A 15719-nucleotide genomic window follows, 5' to 3' on the forward strand; every position below is an offset into this window, starting at 1 on the left:
GTTCGGTCTGAGGCGCAGATGCGTCCGCCGCGTTCCGAATAAAGGCGCGATAACAGAAGAAATTGTCCGGGAAAATGGCGGGAAAATCGACTAAAACGATTTAAATTATTTTAATCGTTTGAAATATCATAATTATTTTTACCTTCCGACCCAGGCCCATGAGCTTGCCCGGGTCGGAAAGCCTGATCACTTCTGCTGGTGGAGGATGTCGACACCCGGTAGCGGCTTGCCTTCCATCCATTCGAGGAAGGCGCCGCCGGCCGTCGAAACATAGGTGAAATCGTCGGCGACTTCGGCATGGTTGAGGGCTGCGACCGTATCGCCGCCGCCGGCAACCGAGACGAGCGAACCGGCCCTCGTGCGGGCTGCCGCATGCTTGGCGGCAGAGACGGTCGCCTTGTCGAAGGGTGTGATTTCGAAAGCACCGAGCGGACCGTTCCACACGAGTGTTTCGGCGCGGGAGATCCAGTCGTTGATCGCGGCGACCGATTTCGGGCCGACATCCAGCATCATGGCATCAGTCGGGATCGCCTTGATGTCGACGACGTCGTTGTCTGCGCCGGCCTTGAACTCGCGGGCGACGACGCCGTCGTCCGGCAGCACGATGGCGCAACCGGCCGCGGACGCGGCGGCAATGATCGACTTTGCCGTGTCCGCAAGGTCATGCTCGCAGAGGGACTTGCCGACATCGATACCCTGTGCGGCGAGGAAGGTATTGGCCATGCCGCCGCCGATCACCAGGGCGTCGACTTTCTTCACCAGGTTCTGGAGCAGGTCGATCTTGGTCGAGACCTTGGCGCCGCCAACGATGGCGACGACCGGGCGCTTCGGGTTGCCAAGGCCCTTTTCGAGGGCTTCGAGCTCGGCCTGCATCGTGCGGCCGGCATAGGCCGGAAGGTGGTGCGCGAGCCCCTCGGTCGAGGCGTGGGCGCGATGGGCGGCGGAGAAGGCGTCGTTGACATAGATGTCGCCATTAGCCGCCAGCGCCGTGACGAAAGCCGGATCGTTCTTTTCCTCGCCCTTGTGGAAGCGGGTGTTTTCGAGCAGCAGCACATCGCCGTCGTTCATCTCGGCAATGGCATTGGCGGCCTTGTCGCCGATGCAGTCAGCGGCGAAATGAACGCGCTGGTCGAGAATTTCCTCGACGGCGGGCGCGATCATCTTCAGCGACATGTCGGCGACCGGCTCGCCCTTCGGCCGGCCGAAATGCGCGAGCAGGATGACCTTGGCACCCTTTTCCGAGAGCTCGCGAATGGTCGGCGCCACGCGCTCGATGCGGGTGGTATCGGTCACCTGACCGTCCTTGACTGGTACGTTGAGATCGACGCGCACCAGTACGCGCTTTCCGGCGATGTCGGTCAGATCGTCGAGAGTCTTGAAAGTCATCAGATAGTCTCCGGTGATAGTCTCTGGAAAAGGGTAGGGTAGTCGATGACGAGGCCGTCCTCGTCCACCGGCAGGTCGGCCGTGAAGCTTCCATCCTCTGCCTCGAAGCGGTAGAGCTTGCCGTTCTCGAGGCAGGTGTAATGCTGGCCGTCGACCGTGGGTTCGAAGCTATCGAACGGCACAAAGAGCATCTTGAGCTTTGTCGTACCGGCTTTCCGGTTGAGGTTGAGCCTGCGGATCGGGAGCGTGTTGGTGAAGGGTGTGCCGGCCAGGTCGACGTCGATGCAGCCGTCGAATTCAGGAAGGGCGACGCCGTTGAGGTCGCGCCAATGTCCCTGGCGGTCCGAGAGCAGGTGCAACGTCCTGCCTTCCGTCGTTTCGATCAGCAACGACATCACCTGCCAGTGCGCGTCGCAGTCGATCCGGTAACGCAGGCCATAAGGACGGCCGCCGCGCTCGCCGATAACGACGCTTTCGGCGCGGATGGCCGCGCCGGCCGTTGCTTCAAGAGCCGTGAGGCTCAGATGTTCGAGCCCTTCCCCTTCGAGCGGGCGCCACCGCACCGTCGTTGAGGAAAGGGCCCGAAACATCGGTCTTACAGGAGCTTGCCGAGGGCGACCGCCGTATCCGCCATGCGGTTCGAGAAGCCCCACTCGTTGTCGTACCAGGACAGGATCGACACGAACTTGCCTTCCATGACCTTGGTCTGATCCATATGGAAGATCGAGGAATGCGGGTCATGGTTGAAGTCGACGGAGACGTTCGGCTGAAGCGTATAGCCGAGAATGCCCTTGAGCGGACCATCGGCGGCCGCCTTGATGGCCGCGTTGACCTCTTCCTTGGTCGTCTCGCGCTTGGCGACGAACTTGAGGTCGACGACCGAGACGTTCGGGGTCGGCACGCGCACGGAGACACCGTCGAGCTTGCCCTTCAGTTCCGGCAGCACGAGGCCGACGGCCTTGGCAGCACCGGTGGAGGTCGGGATCATCGACAGGGCGGCCGCACGTGCACGGTAGAGATCCTTGTGCATCTGGTCGAGCGACGGCTGGTCGTTGGTGTAGGAGTGGATCGTCGTCATCATGCCGTGGTCGATGCCGATGGCGTCGTGCAGCACCTTGGCGACCGGCACCAGGCAGTTGGTCGTGCAGGATGCGTTGGAGATGACGAGGTGGTCCTTCGTCAGCTTGTCGTGGTTGACGCCGTAGACGACCGTCAGGTCGGCGCCGTCCGCGGGGGCCGAGACGATGACGCGCTTGGCACCGGCTTCGAGGTGGGCGGCCGCCTTGTCGCGCGCGGTGAAGATGCCGGTGCACTCCATGGCGATATCGACGCCGAGTTCCTTGTGCGGCAGTTCAGCCGGATTACGGATGGCGGTCACCTTGATCGGCTTGCCGTTGTTGATGACGATGGCGTCGCCCTCGACCTTCACATCAGCGGGGAACCGGCCGTGGATGGAATCGAAACGCAGCAGGTGCGCATTCGTCTCGACCGGGCCGAGGTCGTTGATGGCGACGACTTCGATGTCGGTGCGGCCGGATTCGACGATCGCGCGGAGCACGTTGCGGCCGATGCGGCCAAAACCGTTGATGGCGACTTTCACTGTCATGTCGGGTCTCTCCCTGTCAGAATGGCATTGTACGGAAAGAGGGCGCCCTTGGGGAGCGCCCTCCGGCTTGATCAGGACAGTTTGGCTTCCGCGGCCGCTACGACGGCTTCCGGCGTGATGCCGAAATGCCTGTAGAGGTCCTTGTAGGGACCGGAGGCGCCGAAGCTCGACATGCCGATGAACGTGCCATCGGTGCCGATGAAGTGATCCCACCCCTGCCGGACGCCGGCTTCGACCGCAATCTTGACCGGTGAATCGCCGATGATGGCCTGCTGATAGTCTTCGCTCTGTTCGGCAAAGAGCTCGAAGCAGGGAACCGACACGACGCGCGTCGAAACACCCTTGGCGGTGAGCGTCTGGCAGGCCTTGACGGCGATCTCGACTTCCGAGCCGGTGGCGAAGATCGTCACCTGGGCGTCGCTTGCGGAAATCAGGTCGTAGGCGCCGCGGGCGCAGAGGTTCTCTTCCTCATACTCCGTGCGCACGGCCATCAGGTTCTGGCGCGTAAGCGCGATGCCGGACGGACGGTTATGGCTTTCGAGCGCAAGCTGCCAGCATTCGGCCGTTTCCGTCGCGTCGGCGGGACGGAACATCAACAGGTTCGGAATGGCGCGCAGCGCGGCCATGTGCTCGACCGGCTGGTGGGTCGGGCCGTCTTCGCCAAGACCAATGGAATCGTGGGTCAGCACATGGATGACGCGGATGCCCATCAGTGCCGCAAGGCGGATCGACGGGCGGCAATAATCCGAGAAGATCAGGAAGCCGCCGGAATAGGGGATGAGGCCGCCATGCAGCGCCATGCCGTTCATCGCCGCCGCCATGCCGTGCTCGCGCACGCCATAGTGGATGTAGCGGCCGGAGAAGTTGTCCGGGGTGATCGAATGGGTCTGGCTCGTCTTGGTGTTGTTTGAGCCGGTGAGGTCGGCGGAACCGCCGATCGTCTCGGCGAGAACACCGTTGATGACTTCGAGCGCGTCCTCGGAGGCCTTGCGGGTCGCGGGCGACGGCTTGGTGTCAGCGAGTTTCTGCTTGTAGGCGCTGATTGCGGAGGCAAGGCTGCCTTCGAGTTCGCCGGAGAAGCGGCGGATGAACTGTGCCTTCTTCTCGGTCTCGGTCTTTTCGAGACGCTCTTCCCAGTCTTTCCGCACTTTGGTCGAGCGAAGGCCGGCGAGACGCCAGGCGTCGAGCACGTCCGAGGGAACGGTGAAGGCCTCGGCCTCCCAGCCAAGCGCCTTGCGGGTGGCGGCGATTTCGTCGGCGCCGAGCGGCGAACCATGGACCTTGTGGGTACCGGCCTTGTTCGGAGCGCCGAAACCGATGACGGTCTTGCAGGCGATCATCGTCGGCTTGTCGGATTTCTGGGCCTGTTCGATCGCGGCGGCAATCGCGTCCGGATCATGGCCGTCGACTGCGATCGTGTTCCAGTTGCAGGCGCGGAAGCGCGCGTGCTGGTCGGTCGAATCGGCGATCGAGATCGGGCCGTCGATCGAGATGTTGTTGTCGTCCCAGAAGACGATCAGCTTGTTGAGCTTGAGGTGGCCGGCAAGCGCGATCGCTTCCTGGCTGATGCCTTCCATCAGGCAGCCATCGCCGGCGAGCACGTAGGTATAGTGCTCCATCAGGTCGCTGCCGAACTCGTCACGCAGCTTGCGCTCGGCGATCGCCATGCCAACCGAATTCGCGAGGCCCTGGCCAAGCGGACCGGTGGTGGTCTCGATGCCGGCCGCATGGCCGTATTCCGGATGGCCGGCCGTGCGCGAGCCAAGCTGACGGAAGTTCTTGATCTCGTCGATGGTGATGTCCTCGTAGCCCGTGAGATAGAGCAGCGAGTAGAGCAGCATCGAGCCGTGGCCGGCCGAAAGCACGAAGCGGTCGCGGTTGGGCCAGGCGGGGTTCTTGGGGTCGAAGCTGAGGTATCGCGTGAAGAGGACCGTTGCGATATCGGCAGCGCCCATTGGGAGACCCGGGTGGCCGGAATTTGCCTTCTCGACGGCGTCCATGGAGAGGAAGCGGATCGCATTTGCCATCCGATCGTGTTTTTCGCGAGAGATCATGACTGTTCCGTTTGAGTTCGGTGGTCAGGGACGGTCTCTATCCTCCAAGACCGTGTGAGAAGCGGCAGACACATAGCAGGTGCTCCACGCGAGTCAATAAATACGGGCCTTCCGCGGCCAAATGGCGACGTGCTTTTCGATACCGTTCTTGTGCGGGCAGCATACAGTATGAGTGCGATTGCTCGGGAGCAATGATCCACAGCTTCCGACGGCGTTTTGCCGCACGGGGCATTGTTGAGACTTATATAATGGGTTTAAAAAGAACCGAGGCGAAGCAGCGGACTGCGTCTGGCGATTCGGCTCTTCCGGAGCGCCGCGTTCGGGGAACGTGCAGACGACTCTACAGCGCCGCGCGTCCGATCGGACGCGCTAAGGTCGCTGTAGCACTTTGAAATGCTGCATGATTTTGTCCTAAATCGATTTCGATTTGAGGAATCATGCAGCGGCAGATTGATTTAGGGCGGGGCGGAAATCCGCTTCACACTTTTCCTCATCCCGCTCTAGAGAGGTATCGGGAGCATGCCGGCAAAGACGGTCAAAGCGGCGATCGAGGAGCTACGGAACGCGGTGCAATCGCTTGAGGGCGCGATAGACGGTCGTTTCGACAAGGAAAGGAATTTGAACGAGTTCGAGGGCGAGGTGCGGCGGGTCAATATCGATCGGTCGCGGCTGGCGCAGGAACTCGATCAATCCCAGTTCCGGGCCAATCGGCTGGAAGAGGTCAACCGCGAAGTCTCCCGTCGCCTGGTGACGGCGATGGAAACCATTCGAGCGGTGCTGGATCGTTGAGGTTTACGCTATGGCGCAGGTAACGGTGACGATCGACGGCAAGGCCTACCGGATGGCCTGCGAGGAAGGGGAGGAGGATCACCTGAGCGACCTTGCGGCGAGGTTCGATCAATATGTGAGCCACCTCAAGGGACAGTTCGGAGAAATCGGCGACCTGCGGCTGACCGTGATGGCCGGCATCATGGTCATGGATGAACTCAGCGAGGTCAATCGCCGGCTCAAGAGCCTCGAGACGGAACTGAGCAACCTGAAGAGCGGCCGCGACGTTCAGCTTTCCGAGCAGGCGAGGAGCGAGGAGGCGCTGGCCTCGGCACTCAGCGAAGTGACGGCGCAGATCCACAGCATTGCCGCCAAGCTCAACGGCCGCGCCGTTGCTCCGGCGAACTGATCGTCTTCTTTAAAAACGCCTCTGGCGAAAACGGCCAAGAGCCTCTATATCTGAGCGCGCGGTCTGCGCTTCCCGACAGGAACCACAATCCCCGGGGCCATACACGATCTCAAGGGAGTTGTCCCTGGCCGAACTCGTGGGTTCGGACACACGGCGCCCACCTACTTTGTAGGCACCCGGGATCGTAAACATCCACCGGTCGTCGTGGATCGCACTTCCCCTTTTCGTGGCGGGTCCTGCTGCTACAGCGTCTTTGCGCGTCTTATCAGGCGCGCGGCACTGTAGTGCCCAGGAAAGCGCTGCGAATGGCATCGGCCATTGCATCAGTCGTCGGTGATCGGTTCTCCGATCTCGTGCGCAGCACCACGTTCGACATGTCGATGACACCAAAACCGTCGTCCTCGGTCAGTTCGCGGCAACCGGGCGGTATGGCGCTGCGCGACAGCGGCGCGATCGCAAGACCGGAAACGACGGCGGCAATCAGACCCCCGCTCGTGCGGCTGACATAGGCTATGCGGCTCTGTCTCCCACGCTTCTTCAAATTCTGCATCGCCAGGTCGTCGCACCATCCGCCCGTTGCATAGGTATAGGCGGCGATCGGCAGGGGCTGCCGCTCGTGTATGCCGTGTTGATCCGAGGTCACCCAGACGGTTGGATCCACCATGAGGACCTCGTTCTTGCTGCGTCCACCGGGCTCAAAAACGATGGCGATATCGATCTCGCCCGCCTCCAGCGCTGCCAGGTTGGACATCGACGTACCCTGTTGCACCGTGACCTCCACGCCAGGATGGATGGCGGCGAACGCACCCAAGGCTTTTGGCAGGGTGGAGTTGATGTATTCCTCGGGGATGCCGATCCTGACCGAGCCGTCCAAGGCCGGCTGGCGCATGGATGCCGCCGTGTCATCGAGAAGGGCGACGATGCGCCGCGCATTGTCGACGAGGCGCTGGCCTTGCGTCGTCAGCACGACCCCGCGCGAATGCCGGTCGAACAGCGCGTCGCCCAGCATGTCCTCAAGCTTCTTGATCTGCATGCTCACGGCCGACTGGGTGCGGCCGACGCTGTCGGCCGCCTTGGTCAGATTGCCGGAGTCGGCAACCGCAAGGAAGGTTCTCAGGAGATCGCTGTCGAGTGGAAGGGACATGTAACCAGTCATCAGAAAATCTGATGATAGGTATGTTCGCAATTCGTTTGTCAGATGTCAACCAATGGCGGAAAATACAACTCTTTCGAGCGTCCTTTCGGAGATCCGCTCATGAGCATGCCCTTCACTGCCCGTTCCGCCAGCGCTTCCTCGATCGTGCAACTCCGTTCGCTGCTTGCGCACTGGCGTGCCTGGCAGGCGTCGCAGGTCGCGCAGTACCGCGAGGCGCCGTGGGACAATCCGCGATTGCTCAAGGACGCTGGCCTGAGTGGGCCCCGATGGCCAGCGGGCCTGAACGCGGCGCGCCTGGAGGCCGTCTATCGTTCGCACTGGATGTTATGAAATCAGCTTGAGCCCTGCTGCGCGAAAGATCGCTTCGGCGAGATTGCCTGCCTGCAGCTTCCGCATTGCGCCGTCGAGCGCCTTGTCGATACGTTTCATCGGAATGTCCGTCTCACACCACCATGTCCCGCCGGCTCCTGCCGCAGGCGGCAAGGGCGAGGCAACGCAATTCGAGGGCGAGTTGATTCATCTTTTCGGCCATGGACTTCCGCCCGCCACACTCTCGCAAGGCCGTGCCGCCGCAATGCACGCGGCATTTGGCCTGAGCTAATTATTTGAAATCGCGAACGTATCTGCACACGCCAGGCGCCTTTCGAAAGCGGAACCGTGCCTAGAGCGCCGTGCGTTCGAATGAACGCGCGAAGGACGCTCGAGCACTTTGATTCTAGAGCATCTTATCCGCTTTAGGTGATTCCAACTGAAAGCGGGATGCTCTAGTGATCAATGACGCGCGAACGCTGTGCCGAAATGGGAAAGGCGCGGAGGACTGTTGCGCGGTGTTGCAAACGCGGCGGCATGTATTCAGCAGCTACAGCGCCGTGCGTTCTACCAGACGCACAGAGGTCGCTGTAGCACCTTGAATTACTGCATGTTTTTGTCCTTAAATCCGCTCCGATTTAAGGAGACATGCGGTGAGCGCTTCGCGCTAACCGGCATGAAGGGCGAGGAACCCGCAGGGAGAGGTCTCGGATGTCACCGAAGGATTTGAAGGCAGCGCTGCGAAAGGAACGCCTGGCTTTGCGGGATGCGATGCCGTTGGAAGTGCGTATCGAGGCGAGCCTTTCCATGGCCGACCACGCCGGCGATGTCATTGCGCTCGATCCCGGTCATGTCGTTTCCGGCTTCTGGCCGATTCGCTCGGAAGCGGACATCCGGCCGCTGATGGTACGGCTCAAGGATCGCGGCGCGCGGCTCTGCCTGCCGGTGATCATCGACAAGAACACCATCCTTTTTCGCGAGCTCGTCGATGGCGTGGCGGTGGTCCAGACCGGCTTCGGCACGACCGGGCCGGGGCCGGACGCGCCAGAGATCGATCCCGACATCATGCTCGTGCCGCTTTCGGCCTTCGATTCGGTGGGGCATCGGATCGGCTATGGTGCCGGCTATTATGACCGCGCAATCGACCGATTGCGCCGCAAGGGTCACATGCCGCGACTGATCGGGATTGCATTCGACTGCCAGGAAGTGGCATCAGTGCCGGCTGAACCGCACGACGTGGCGCTTGACGCGGTGCTGACGGAGAGCGGTTTTCGGCATTTTAGAGCGGAATGAGGAAAAGTGCGCGGTTTCCGCCGCATCCCGCTCTAGCTTTTAGAACCGATCACGTTGTGGGACTTAGGGTCGATTGACCCAAACCATGGTGATCCAAGCGGGATTGAACGGGTATGCGACTTCTTTTTCTGGGGGACATGGTTGGCAAGACGGGCCGCACGGCCGTCTGGGAGCGTCTCCCGGGATTGGTCGGCGACTTGAAGCTCGACTTCGTCATTGTCAACGGCGAGAACGCCGCAGGCGGGTTCGGCATCACCGAAGACATCTTCCTGGAAACGATCAATGCCGGCGCCGACGTGGTGACGACCGGCAACCATGTCTGGGACCAGAAGGAAGCGGTAGTCTTCTGCGAGAGGCACGACCAGTTCCTGCGCCCTGCCAACTATCCGGCCGGGACCCCGGGGCGCGGATCCAATCTCTTCTTTGCCCGCAACGGCGCTCGCGTGCTGGTCGCCAACATCATGGGGCGGGTCTTCATGCATCCCGAGCTCGATGATCCTTTCAAAGCCGCCGAGACGATCCTCGATGCCTGTCCGCTCGGGGAGCAGGCTGACGCCATCGTCTTCGACTTCCATGCCGAGGCCACCAGCGAAAAGCAATGCTTCGGCCATTTCGTCGACGGCCGCGCGAGCTTCGTGGTCGGAACGCACACCCATGTTCCGACTGCCGACCATCAGATCCTCAACGGCGGCACCGCCTATATGAGCGATGCCGGCATGTGCGGGGACTATGACTCATCGCTCGGCATCGACAAGGAAGAGCCGCTCAATCGGTTCATCTCCAAGATGCCGAAGGGCCGCTTCGAGGCGGCTTCCGGCCCGGCAACGATCTGCGGCGTCGGCGTCGAGATTTCCGATCGCACGGGCCTTGCGGAGAAGATCGCGCCGCTCCGACTTGGCCCGAGACTCAGCGAAACGATCCCGCAGTTCTGGTCGTAATCCCAGGATAGCCCGCGCGATCTGGCGATTTTACACGCGATTTCTGGCGTTTGCCGCCGGCAATCCGGTGCTGCATATCGTCTTTCCCGAGTTGCCTTTTTCAAGTGACAGCCCCACCAAATGGTGGCAGGTTAGCGTCAAATCCAGAGCCGCACGGGATGCGGTCGCCGTTTGCAAGTTTTCCATTTGATGCTGCCCGCAGGCTCCTGCTTCGGGTTTTCAGTGTCGCCGGATGTACCGGGTTCGCGCCGGTCGTTTTGGTGGTTTCAAGCGCTATCGGAGGACGTGCATGTTGCTAAAGTGGCATTTGCCGACAATCTTCAGCGTTCCGTTCTTTCTTCTTGCCGCACTGCCCGCGGCCGCCCAGAACGCACCGCCGCCGCCGACTGTGACCGTCGCCAAGCCGGTGGTGCGCGATGTGATCGACGCTGACGAATTCATCGGCCGCTTCGAACCCGTCGACGAGGTCGCCGTCCGCTCCCGGGTCGGCGGCTATCTCGACGAGGTCTTATTTACCGACGGTGCACTGGTGAAGAAAGGCGATAAGCTTTTCGTCATCGACCAGCGACCGTTCCGCACCGCTCTCTCCCAGGCCGAAGCCTCGCTTGAAGCGGCGCGATCGACGCTTCAGTTCGCGGAATCCCAGTTCAAACGCACGGAATCGCTCGCCGGTACGGGCACGCTCTCGGTATCAGCGCTCGACGACGATCGTCGTGCGCTGCTTGCGGCGCAAGCCAATGTGCGCGGCGCCGAGGCAGCCGTCGAGCGGGCCAGGCTCGATCTCGAATATACGACAATCACGGCACCCCTGAGCGGCCGCGTTGACCGGCGCCTGTTGTCGCCGGGCAACCTCGTCCAGGCGGATCAGACCGTGTTGACGACGATCGTTTCGCTCGATCCGATCGATTTCTATTTCGACGTCGACGAGCGGCGGGTACTTTCCTACGCCCGCACCGCGCGGGAGCGGGGCAGCGTGCTTCAGGAGGGCGGGGGGGCGCTCAACGTACTGGTTACGATCGCCGACGCCAGCGAACGACCATTCGAAGGCAAGCTCGACTTCTCGGAAAACAGGGTCGACAACCAGACAGGCACGATGCGCCTGCGCGCCCGGTTCGCGAACCCGAACTTCATCCTCCAGCCGGGCCTCTTCGGGCGCGTGGAGGTTGAAGGCTCCAATACCTACAAGGCGATCCTCGTTCCTGATGAGGCGATCGCCGCCGACCAGAACGAACGCGTCGTCTACGAGGTCGGCGAGGATGGAAGCGTCATGACCAAGCCCGTGCGTCTCGGGCCGAGACTGCATGGCTACCGGGTCATTCGCAGCGGCATGACGGGCGAGGAGACGATCATCGTCAACGGTCTCATGCGCGCGCGACCGGGCGCGAAGGTGAAGCCCGAACTCGTCGTGCTCCCGCAGGAAGCAGCGCAAGCGGCGGAGAATGCCCAATGAGATTTGCGCACTTCTTCGTCGATCGGCCGATCTTCGCTTCGGTGCTGTCGATCGTTCTCCTGATCGTCGGCGGCATCGCCTACTTTCAGTTGCCGGTGGCGCAATATCCGGAAATCGCCCCGCCCACCATCGTCGTGCGCGCCTCCTATCCGGGGGCGGATGCCGAGACCATCGCCAATACAGTCGCCACGCCGCTCGAACAGGAAATCAACGGCGTCGAGAACATGCTCTACATGTCCTCCTATTCGACTGCCGACGGCTCAATGGCATTGACGATCACGTTCAAGCTCGGCGCGGACCTCGACCAGGCGCAGGTGCTGGTGCAGAACCGCGTTTCCGTCGCCGAACCACGACTGCCGGAGGAGGTCCGGCGCATCGGTGTCACCACGACCAAAAGCTCGCCGGACCTGATGATGGTCGTTCATCTGCTGTCGCCGAACGATCGCTACGACCAACTCTATGTCTCGAACTACGCCCGTACGCGCATCCGCGATCTGCTCGTTCGGCTGGACGGCGTCGGTGATGTTACCCTGTTCGGCGAGCGCGAATATGCGCTGCGCGTGTGGCTCGATCCGCAGAAGCTCTCCGCCTACGGCATGACCTCGGGTGATGTGGTCGAGGCGCTGCGCGAGCAGAACGTCCAGGTTTCCGGCGGTGCCATCGGGGGCCCCCCGATGTCGGGCGACAGCGCCTTCCAGTACACGGTTACGACCGACGGGCGTTTCAGCGACGCCCGACAGTTCCGCTACGTGATTGTCAAGGCCACGGAAGACGGCAGGCTTGTGCAGTTGCAGGATGTCGCCCGCGTCGAGCTCGGCGCCCGCGAATACGTCACCAACAGCTATCTGAACGGCAGCCCCGCCGTCGCGCTCGGCATCTTCTCGCGCCCTGGTACCAACGCGCTCGCCGCGGCGGAAGCGATCCAGGCCACCATGGCGGAGCTTTCGAAGGATTTTCCGGAGGGGCTGGAATACAGGATCATCTACAATCCGACGGAATTCATCGCGGAGTCGATCAATGAGGTCTACAAGACGATCGGCGAGGCCGCGATCCTGGTGGCCCTCGTCGTCATCGTTTTCCTGCAATCCTGGCGCACGGCGATCATTCCGATCGTGGCCATCCCCGTCTCGCTGATCGGTACCTTCGCGCTGCTTTTTGCCTTCGGCTTCTCGCTGAACATGCTGACGCTCTTCGGTCTGGTGCTCGCAATCGGCATCGTCGTCGATGACGCGATCGTCGTCGTCGAGAACGTCGAGCGCAATCTCGCGCAAGGCATGACCCCGAGGGAGGCGGCGCATGTGACGATGGACGAAGTGGGCGCGGCGGTCATCGCGATTTCGCTCGTCTTGACCGCGGTGTTCGTGCCGACCGCCTTCATTCCCGGCATAGCCGGCCAGTTCTATCTGCAGTTTGCGGTGACCATTGCGGTGGCGACAGTCATCTCTGCGCTCAACTCTCTGACGCTTTCGCCGGCGCTTGCGGCCATTCTGTTGCGGCCGCATGAAAGTCACGAGCATGAAAGCCGCAATCCGATCACACGGTTCGGTCGGGCGCTCGCCAATGGCTTTAACCGTGGCTTCGATCGCATGGCTGATGGCTACGGATGGGTGGTGCGCAACCTCGTCAAGACACGGATGGCGCTCGCGGCCGCGCTCATCGTTTTCGTCGGCCTCCTTGGTGCTACCTGGTACATGGCCCAAGTCGTGCCGCGCGGCTTCATTCCGACGATGGACCAGGGCTATGCCATCGTCGTCATCCAGCTTCCGGACGGCGCTTCGCTCGAACGGACCGACGCGGTCGTGCAGCGGGCATCGGCGATGATCAGGGACGTGCCCGGCGTCAGGGACGCCGTCGCCTTTGCCGGTTTCAGCGGCGCGACCTTCACCAATGCGTCCAATGCCGGTGTCATCTTCACGCCCTTCGACAGTTTCGAGGAGAGGCTCGAGAACAACCAGAGCGCCACCCAGATTATCGGTCAGATCTTCGGTACGATGCAGAGCATCCAGGAGGCCTTCATCATCGCCATTCCGCCGCCGTCCGTGCGCGGCATCGGCAATGCCGGTGGCTTCAAGATGCAGGTCATGGACCGCCAGAGCGCCGACATGCGCCGTGCACTCGGGCTTGCCCGCCAGATGATGGGCATGGCCAGCCAGACCGAAGGGCTGACCGGGGTCTTCACCACCTTCTCGGCATCGAGCCCGCAATTCTTCCTGGCGATCGACCGCGACAAGGCGCGAGCATTGAACGTGCCGATCCCGAATATCTTCGAGACGCTCTCGATCAATCTGGGGACGTCCTATGTCAACGATTTCAATGCATTCGGCCGTGTCTACCAGGTTCGCGCCCAGGCCGACCAGGAATATCGCGTGGAGAGGGAGGATATTCTCGCTCTGAAGGTGCGTTCCGCGTCGGGTGCGCTGGTACCGCTCGGAACGCTTGTCGAGATCCGCGACACCAGCGGACCTTCGCTCGTCCAGCGCTACAACATGTATGTTTCCGTGCCGCTGCAGGGCAATCCGGCGCCTGGTGTCTCGACCGGCACGGCGCTCGACAAGATGGAGGAACTCGCCGCCCAGGTCCTGCCGCAAGGTACCACCTTCGAATGGACGGAGCTTGCCTTCCAGGAGCGCCAGACAGGCAACACGGCCGCCTTCATCTTTGCGCTTTCGGTGATTTTCGTCTTCCTCGCGCTAGCCGCACAATATGAAAGCTGGGTGCTGCCGCTGGCGATCATCCTGATCGTGCCGCTTGCCGTTCTCGCCGCGCTTCTCGGCGTCGCCATCCGCGGGTTCGACAACAACGTGCTCACGCAGATCGGCCTTATCGTGCTGATCGGCCTTGCCGCGAAGAACGCGATCCTGATCGTCGAATTCGCGAGGCAAGGAGAGGAAGAAGGCAAGACGCCGGTCGAAGCGGCGATCGACGCAAGCAGGGTGAGGCTTCGGCCGATCCTGATGACCGCCTTTGCCTTCATCCTCGGCGTCGTGCCGCTGGTGATCGCAACAGGTCCCGGCGCCGAAATGCGCCAGTCGCTCGGCACGGCCGTCTTTTCCGGCATGCTGGGCGTGACGTTTCTCGGTCTGTTCCTGACGCCCGTCTTCTATGTGACGCTGCGCTCACTTGGCAGGAAACTTGCCAAGGTCATCAAGGAAGAAGCGGCAGGGGCGCCGGCGGAATGACCATGTTCCTTGGGCCGGCCTGAAGGAAACGCTTCGGGCCGGGGCGTTCGAGAAATGCGGAAATGACGCGATTGTGAGCGCCGGTGCTTGTTTGGCGCTGGACGGAGCGGCGAGCTTGAATGATCCTGCCACGCGCTAGATCACGATGACTTTAGGTCTCATCGACCTAAAGTCATCGTGATCGATTCTAATGAGTTAGAGCGGGATGCGGCGGAAAACCGCGCACACTTTTCCTCATCCCGCTCTGAAAACGCGTGTGAGGGGTGAAGGATGCTGCTCCGATACCTTGCCTACACTCTGGCCACCATCTGGCTGATCCATAGTTTTTGGCCGGAACATGCCCATGCGCAGCAGTCTCCGCCCCCGGTCAGCCAATGCCAGGCGATCGCGGAAGCAACGCCGAAGGCGACGTTCGTCAGCGTCACGCCTCCGGGAGCAACGCTTGCGGCCGCAGCCGACAGCGAGGTCGACATAACCTATCTCGGCCACTCGACATTCCTGATCGAAACGCCGGGCGGCATTTCGATCGCCACGGACTACAACGGCTGGTACCGGCCTCCCGTGCCGCCCACCGTGGTGACGATGAACAAGGCCCATTCCAGTCATTACACGCTGACGCCGGATACTGCCATTCGCCACGTCCTGCATGGCTGGGGCGAGGATGGCGAGGCGGCCGACCATGATCTGGTCGTCGGCGACGCCTATATCCGCAACGTGACGACGGACATACGCTCCGGCTACGGAGGCTCGGAACTCAACGGTAATTCGATCTTCATCTTCGAGGTCGCGGGGCTCTGCATCGGCCATCTCGGTCACCTCCATTACGAGCTCGACGACAGCCATTACCGTCAGATCGGCCGGCTAGACGTGCTGATGGTGCCTGTCGACGGCGGCCTGACCATGGGGGCCGAAAGCATGAGCCGCGTCGTTTCCCGCCTGCGTGCGGCGCTGATCCTGCCGATGCACCGGCCGCCGTTGATCGACGATTTTCTGGCGATGTTCGGCGACGGCTTTGACAAGAGCTTTGCCACGGGGGCGACCGTCAAGGTCTCGCTCCGATCCTTGCCGAATAAGCCGTTGATCTATGTTCTGAGGGGCATGTGAGTGAGGCGCCGTTTCGATCACGGTCGCCATTTGCCGCGAATTGAAAAGACGCGGCCCCTGCTGGACG

Annotated in this window: 13 protein-coding genes and 1 other RNA gene; 9 read left to right on the top strand and 5 right to left on the bottom strand. The window is 61.9% G+C overall.

All coding sequences use genetic code 11. From position 1 onward, the window contains the following. Positions 1-186: 186 nt before the first annotated feature. The 4 genes from ILFOPFJJ_RS03510 to tkt form a co-directional block, all read right to left on the bottom strand. Positions 187-1386, bottom strand: a complete 1200-nt coding sequence (locus ILFOPFJJ_RS03510; RefSeq protein ID WP_173509171.1) for a phosphoglycerate kinase — start codon at positions 1384-1386, stop codon at positions 187-189. Beyond that, a complete protein-coding gene (locus tag ILFOPFJJ_RS03515) occupies positions 1386-1976 on the bottom strand; it encodes a putative glycolipid-binding domain-containing protein (protein ID WP_173509172.1) in 591 nt (196 codons plus the stop codon). The genes ILFOPFJJ_RS03510 and ILFOPFJJ_RS03515 overlap by 1 nt, the downstream gene beginning before the upstream one ends. 5 nt (positions 1977-1981) lie before the next feature. Continuing rightward, positions 1982-2992, bottom strand: a complete 1011-nt coding sequence (gene gap / locus ILFOPFJJ_RS03520) for a type I glyceraldehyde-3-phosphate dehydrogenase (RefSeq protein ID WP_173509173.1) — start codon at positions 2990-2992, stop codon at positions 1982-1984. Between the two features lie 71 nt (positions 2993-3063). Continuing rightward, positions 3064-5046, bottom strand: coding sequence for a transketolase (tkt, locus tag ILFOPFJJ_RS03525; protein WP_173509174.1), 1983 nt, complete (start codon positions 5044-5046; stop codon positions 3064-3066). Between the two features lie 519 nt (positions 5047-5565). Here tkt and ILFOPFJJ_RS03530 point away from each other — a divergent pair. The 3 genes from ILFOPFJJ_RS03530 (at position 5566) to ssrS (ending at position 6438) form a co-directional block, all read left to right on the top strand. Beyond that, entirely contained in the window at positions 5566-5835 is a 270-nt protein-coding gene (locus ILFOPFJJ_RS03530; RefSeq protein WP_173509175.1) for a DUF4164 domain-containing protein, read from the top strand. Between the two features lie 10 nt (positions 5836-5845). Beyond that, positions 5846-6223, top strand: coding sequence for a cell division protein ZapA (locus ILFOPFJJ_RS03535; protein ID WP_173509176.1), 378 nt, complete (start codon positions 5846-5848; stop codon positions 6221-6223). Between the two features lie 57 nt (positions 6224-6280). Further along, positions 6281-6438: non-coding RNA, 6S RNA (gene ssrS, locus ILFOPFJJ_RS03540), on the top strand. Positions 6439-6488: 50 nt separating this feature from the next. Here the strand turns inward: ssrS and ILFOPFJJ_RS03545 are convergent. Further along, the gene (locus tag ILFOPFJJ_RS03545; protein ID WP_246299457.1) at positions 6489-7367 is read right to left on the bottom strand and encodes a LysR family transcriptional regulator; all 879 of its coding nucleotides are present in this window, start codon (positions 7365-7367) and stop codon (positions 6489-6491) included. Positions 7368-7478: 111 nt separating this feature from the next. Between ILFOPFJJ_RS03545 and ILFOPFJJ_RS03550 the strand changes: the two genes are divergently transcribed. The 6 genes from ILFOPFJJ_RS03550 (at position 7479) to ILFOPFJJ_RS03580 (ending at position 15652) form a co-directional block, all read left to right on the top strand. Further along, complete coding sequence (locus ILFOPFJJ_RS03550; protein WP_173509178.1) at positions 7479-7709, top strand: hypothetical protein; 231 nt, start codon at positions 7479-7481, stop codon at positions 7707-7709. A 690-nt stretch (positions 7710-8399) separates the two neighbouring features. Then, positions 8400-8981, top strand: a complete 582-nt coding sequence (locus tag ILFOPFJJ_RS03560) for a 5-formyltetrahydrofolate cyclo-ligase (protein WP_173509179.1) — start codon at positions 8400-8402, stop codon at positions 8979-8981. A 113-nt stretch (positions 8982-9094) separates the two neighbouring features. Continuing rightward, positions 9095-9919, top strand: coding sequence for a TIGR00282 family metallophosphoesterase (locus ILFOPFJJ_RS03565; RefSeq protein WP_173509180.1), 825 nt, complete (start codon positions 9095-9097; stop codon positions 9917-9919). A gap of 289 nt (positions 9920-10208) precedes the next feature. Further along, a complete protein-coding gene (locus tag ILFOPFJJ_RS03570; protein ID WP_173509181.1) occupies positions 10209-11369 on the top strand; it encodes an efflux RND transporter periplasmic adaptor subunit in 1161 nt (386 codons plus the stop codon). Then, positions 11366-14548, top strand: a complete 3183-nt coding sequence (locus tag ILFOPFJJ_RS03575; protein WP_173509182.1) for an efflux RND transporter permease subunit — start codon at positions 11366-11368, stop codon at positions 14546-14548. The genes ILFOPFJJ_RS03570 and ILFOPFJJ_RS03575 overlap by 4 nt, the downstream gene beginning before the upstream one ends. Positions 14549-14818: 270 nt before the next feature. Next, on the top strand, positions 14819-15652 hold the full coding sequence (locus ILFOPFJJ_RS03580; RefSeq protein ID WP_173509183.1) for an MBL fold metallo-hydrolase: 834 nt from the start codon (positions 14819-14821) through the stop codon (positions 15650-15652). Positions 15653-15719: the final 67 nt, after the last annotated feature.

Origin of the sequence: Sinorhizobium psoraleae (assembly GCF_013283645.1) — a bacterium.
GTDB lineage: Bacteria > Pseudomonadota > Alphaproteobacteria > Rhizobiales > Rhizobiaceae > Sinorhizobium > Sinorhizobium psoraleae.

What these genes read in the sequence shown, in the direction of transcription:
- ILFOPFJJ_RS03515 (WP_173509172.1), bottom strand. Translation starts at nt 1,976, where the DNA reads ATGTTTCGGGCCCTTTCCTCAACGACGGTGCGGTGGCGCCCGCTCGAA.
- ILFOPFJJ_RS03575 (WP_173509182.1), top strand. Translation starts at nt 11,366, where the DNA reads ATGAGATTTGCGCACTTCTTCGTCGATCGGCCGATCTTCGCTTCGGTG.
- ILFOPFJJ_RS03545 (WP_246299457.1), bottom strand. Translation starts at nt 7,367, where the DNA reads ATGTCCCTTCCACTCGACAGCGATCTCCTGAGAACCTTCCTTGCGGTT.
- ILFOPFJJ_RS03565 (WP_173509180.1), top strand. Translation starts at nt 9,095, where the DNA reads ATGCGACTTCTTTTTCTGGGGGACATGGTTGGCAAGACGGGCCGCACG.
- ILFOPFJJ_RS03550 (WP_173509178.1), top strand. Translation starts at nt 7,479, where the DNA reads ATGAGCATGCCCTTCACTGCCCGTTCCGCCAGCGCTTCCTCGATCGTG.
- ILFOPFJJ_RS03580 (WP_173509183.1), top strand. Translation starts at nt 14,819, where the DNA reads ATGCTGCTCCGATACCTTGCCTACACTCTGGCCACCATCTGGCTGATC.
- ILFOPFJJ_RS03510 (WP_173509171.1), bottom strand. Translation starts at nt 1,386, where the DNA reads ATGACTTTCAAGACTCTCGACGATCTGACCGACATCGCCGGAAAGCGC.
- ILFOPFJJ_RS03530 (WP_173509175.1), top strand. Translation starts at nt 5,566, where the DNA reads ATGCCGGCAAAGACGGTCAAAGCGGCGATCGAGGAGCTACGGAACGCG.
- tkt (WP_173509174.1), bottom strand. Translation starts at nt 5,046, where the DNA reads ATGATCTCTCGCGAAAAACACGATCGGATGGCAAATGCGATCCGCTTC.
- gap (WP_173509173.1), bottom strand. Translation starts at nt 2,992, where the DNA reads ATGACAGTGAAAGTCGCCATCAACGGTTTTGGCCGCATCGGCCGCAAC.
- ILFOPFJJ_RS03535 (WP_173509176.1), top strand. Translation starts at nt 5,846, where the DNA reads ATGGCGCAGGTAACGGTGACGATCGACGGCAAGGCCTACCGGATGGCC.
- ILFOPFJJ_RS03570 (WP_173509181.1), top strand. Translation starts at nt 10,209, where the DNA reads ATGTTGCTAAAGTGGCATTTGCCGACAATCTTCAGCGTTCCGTTCTTT.
- ILFOPFJJ_RS03560 (WP_173509179.1), top strand. Translation starts at nt 8,400, where the DNA reads ATGTCACCGAAGGATTTGAAGGCAGCGCTGCGAAAGGAACGCCTGGCT.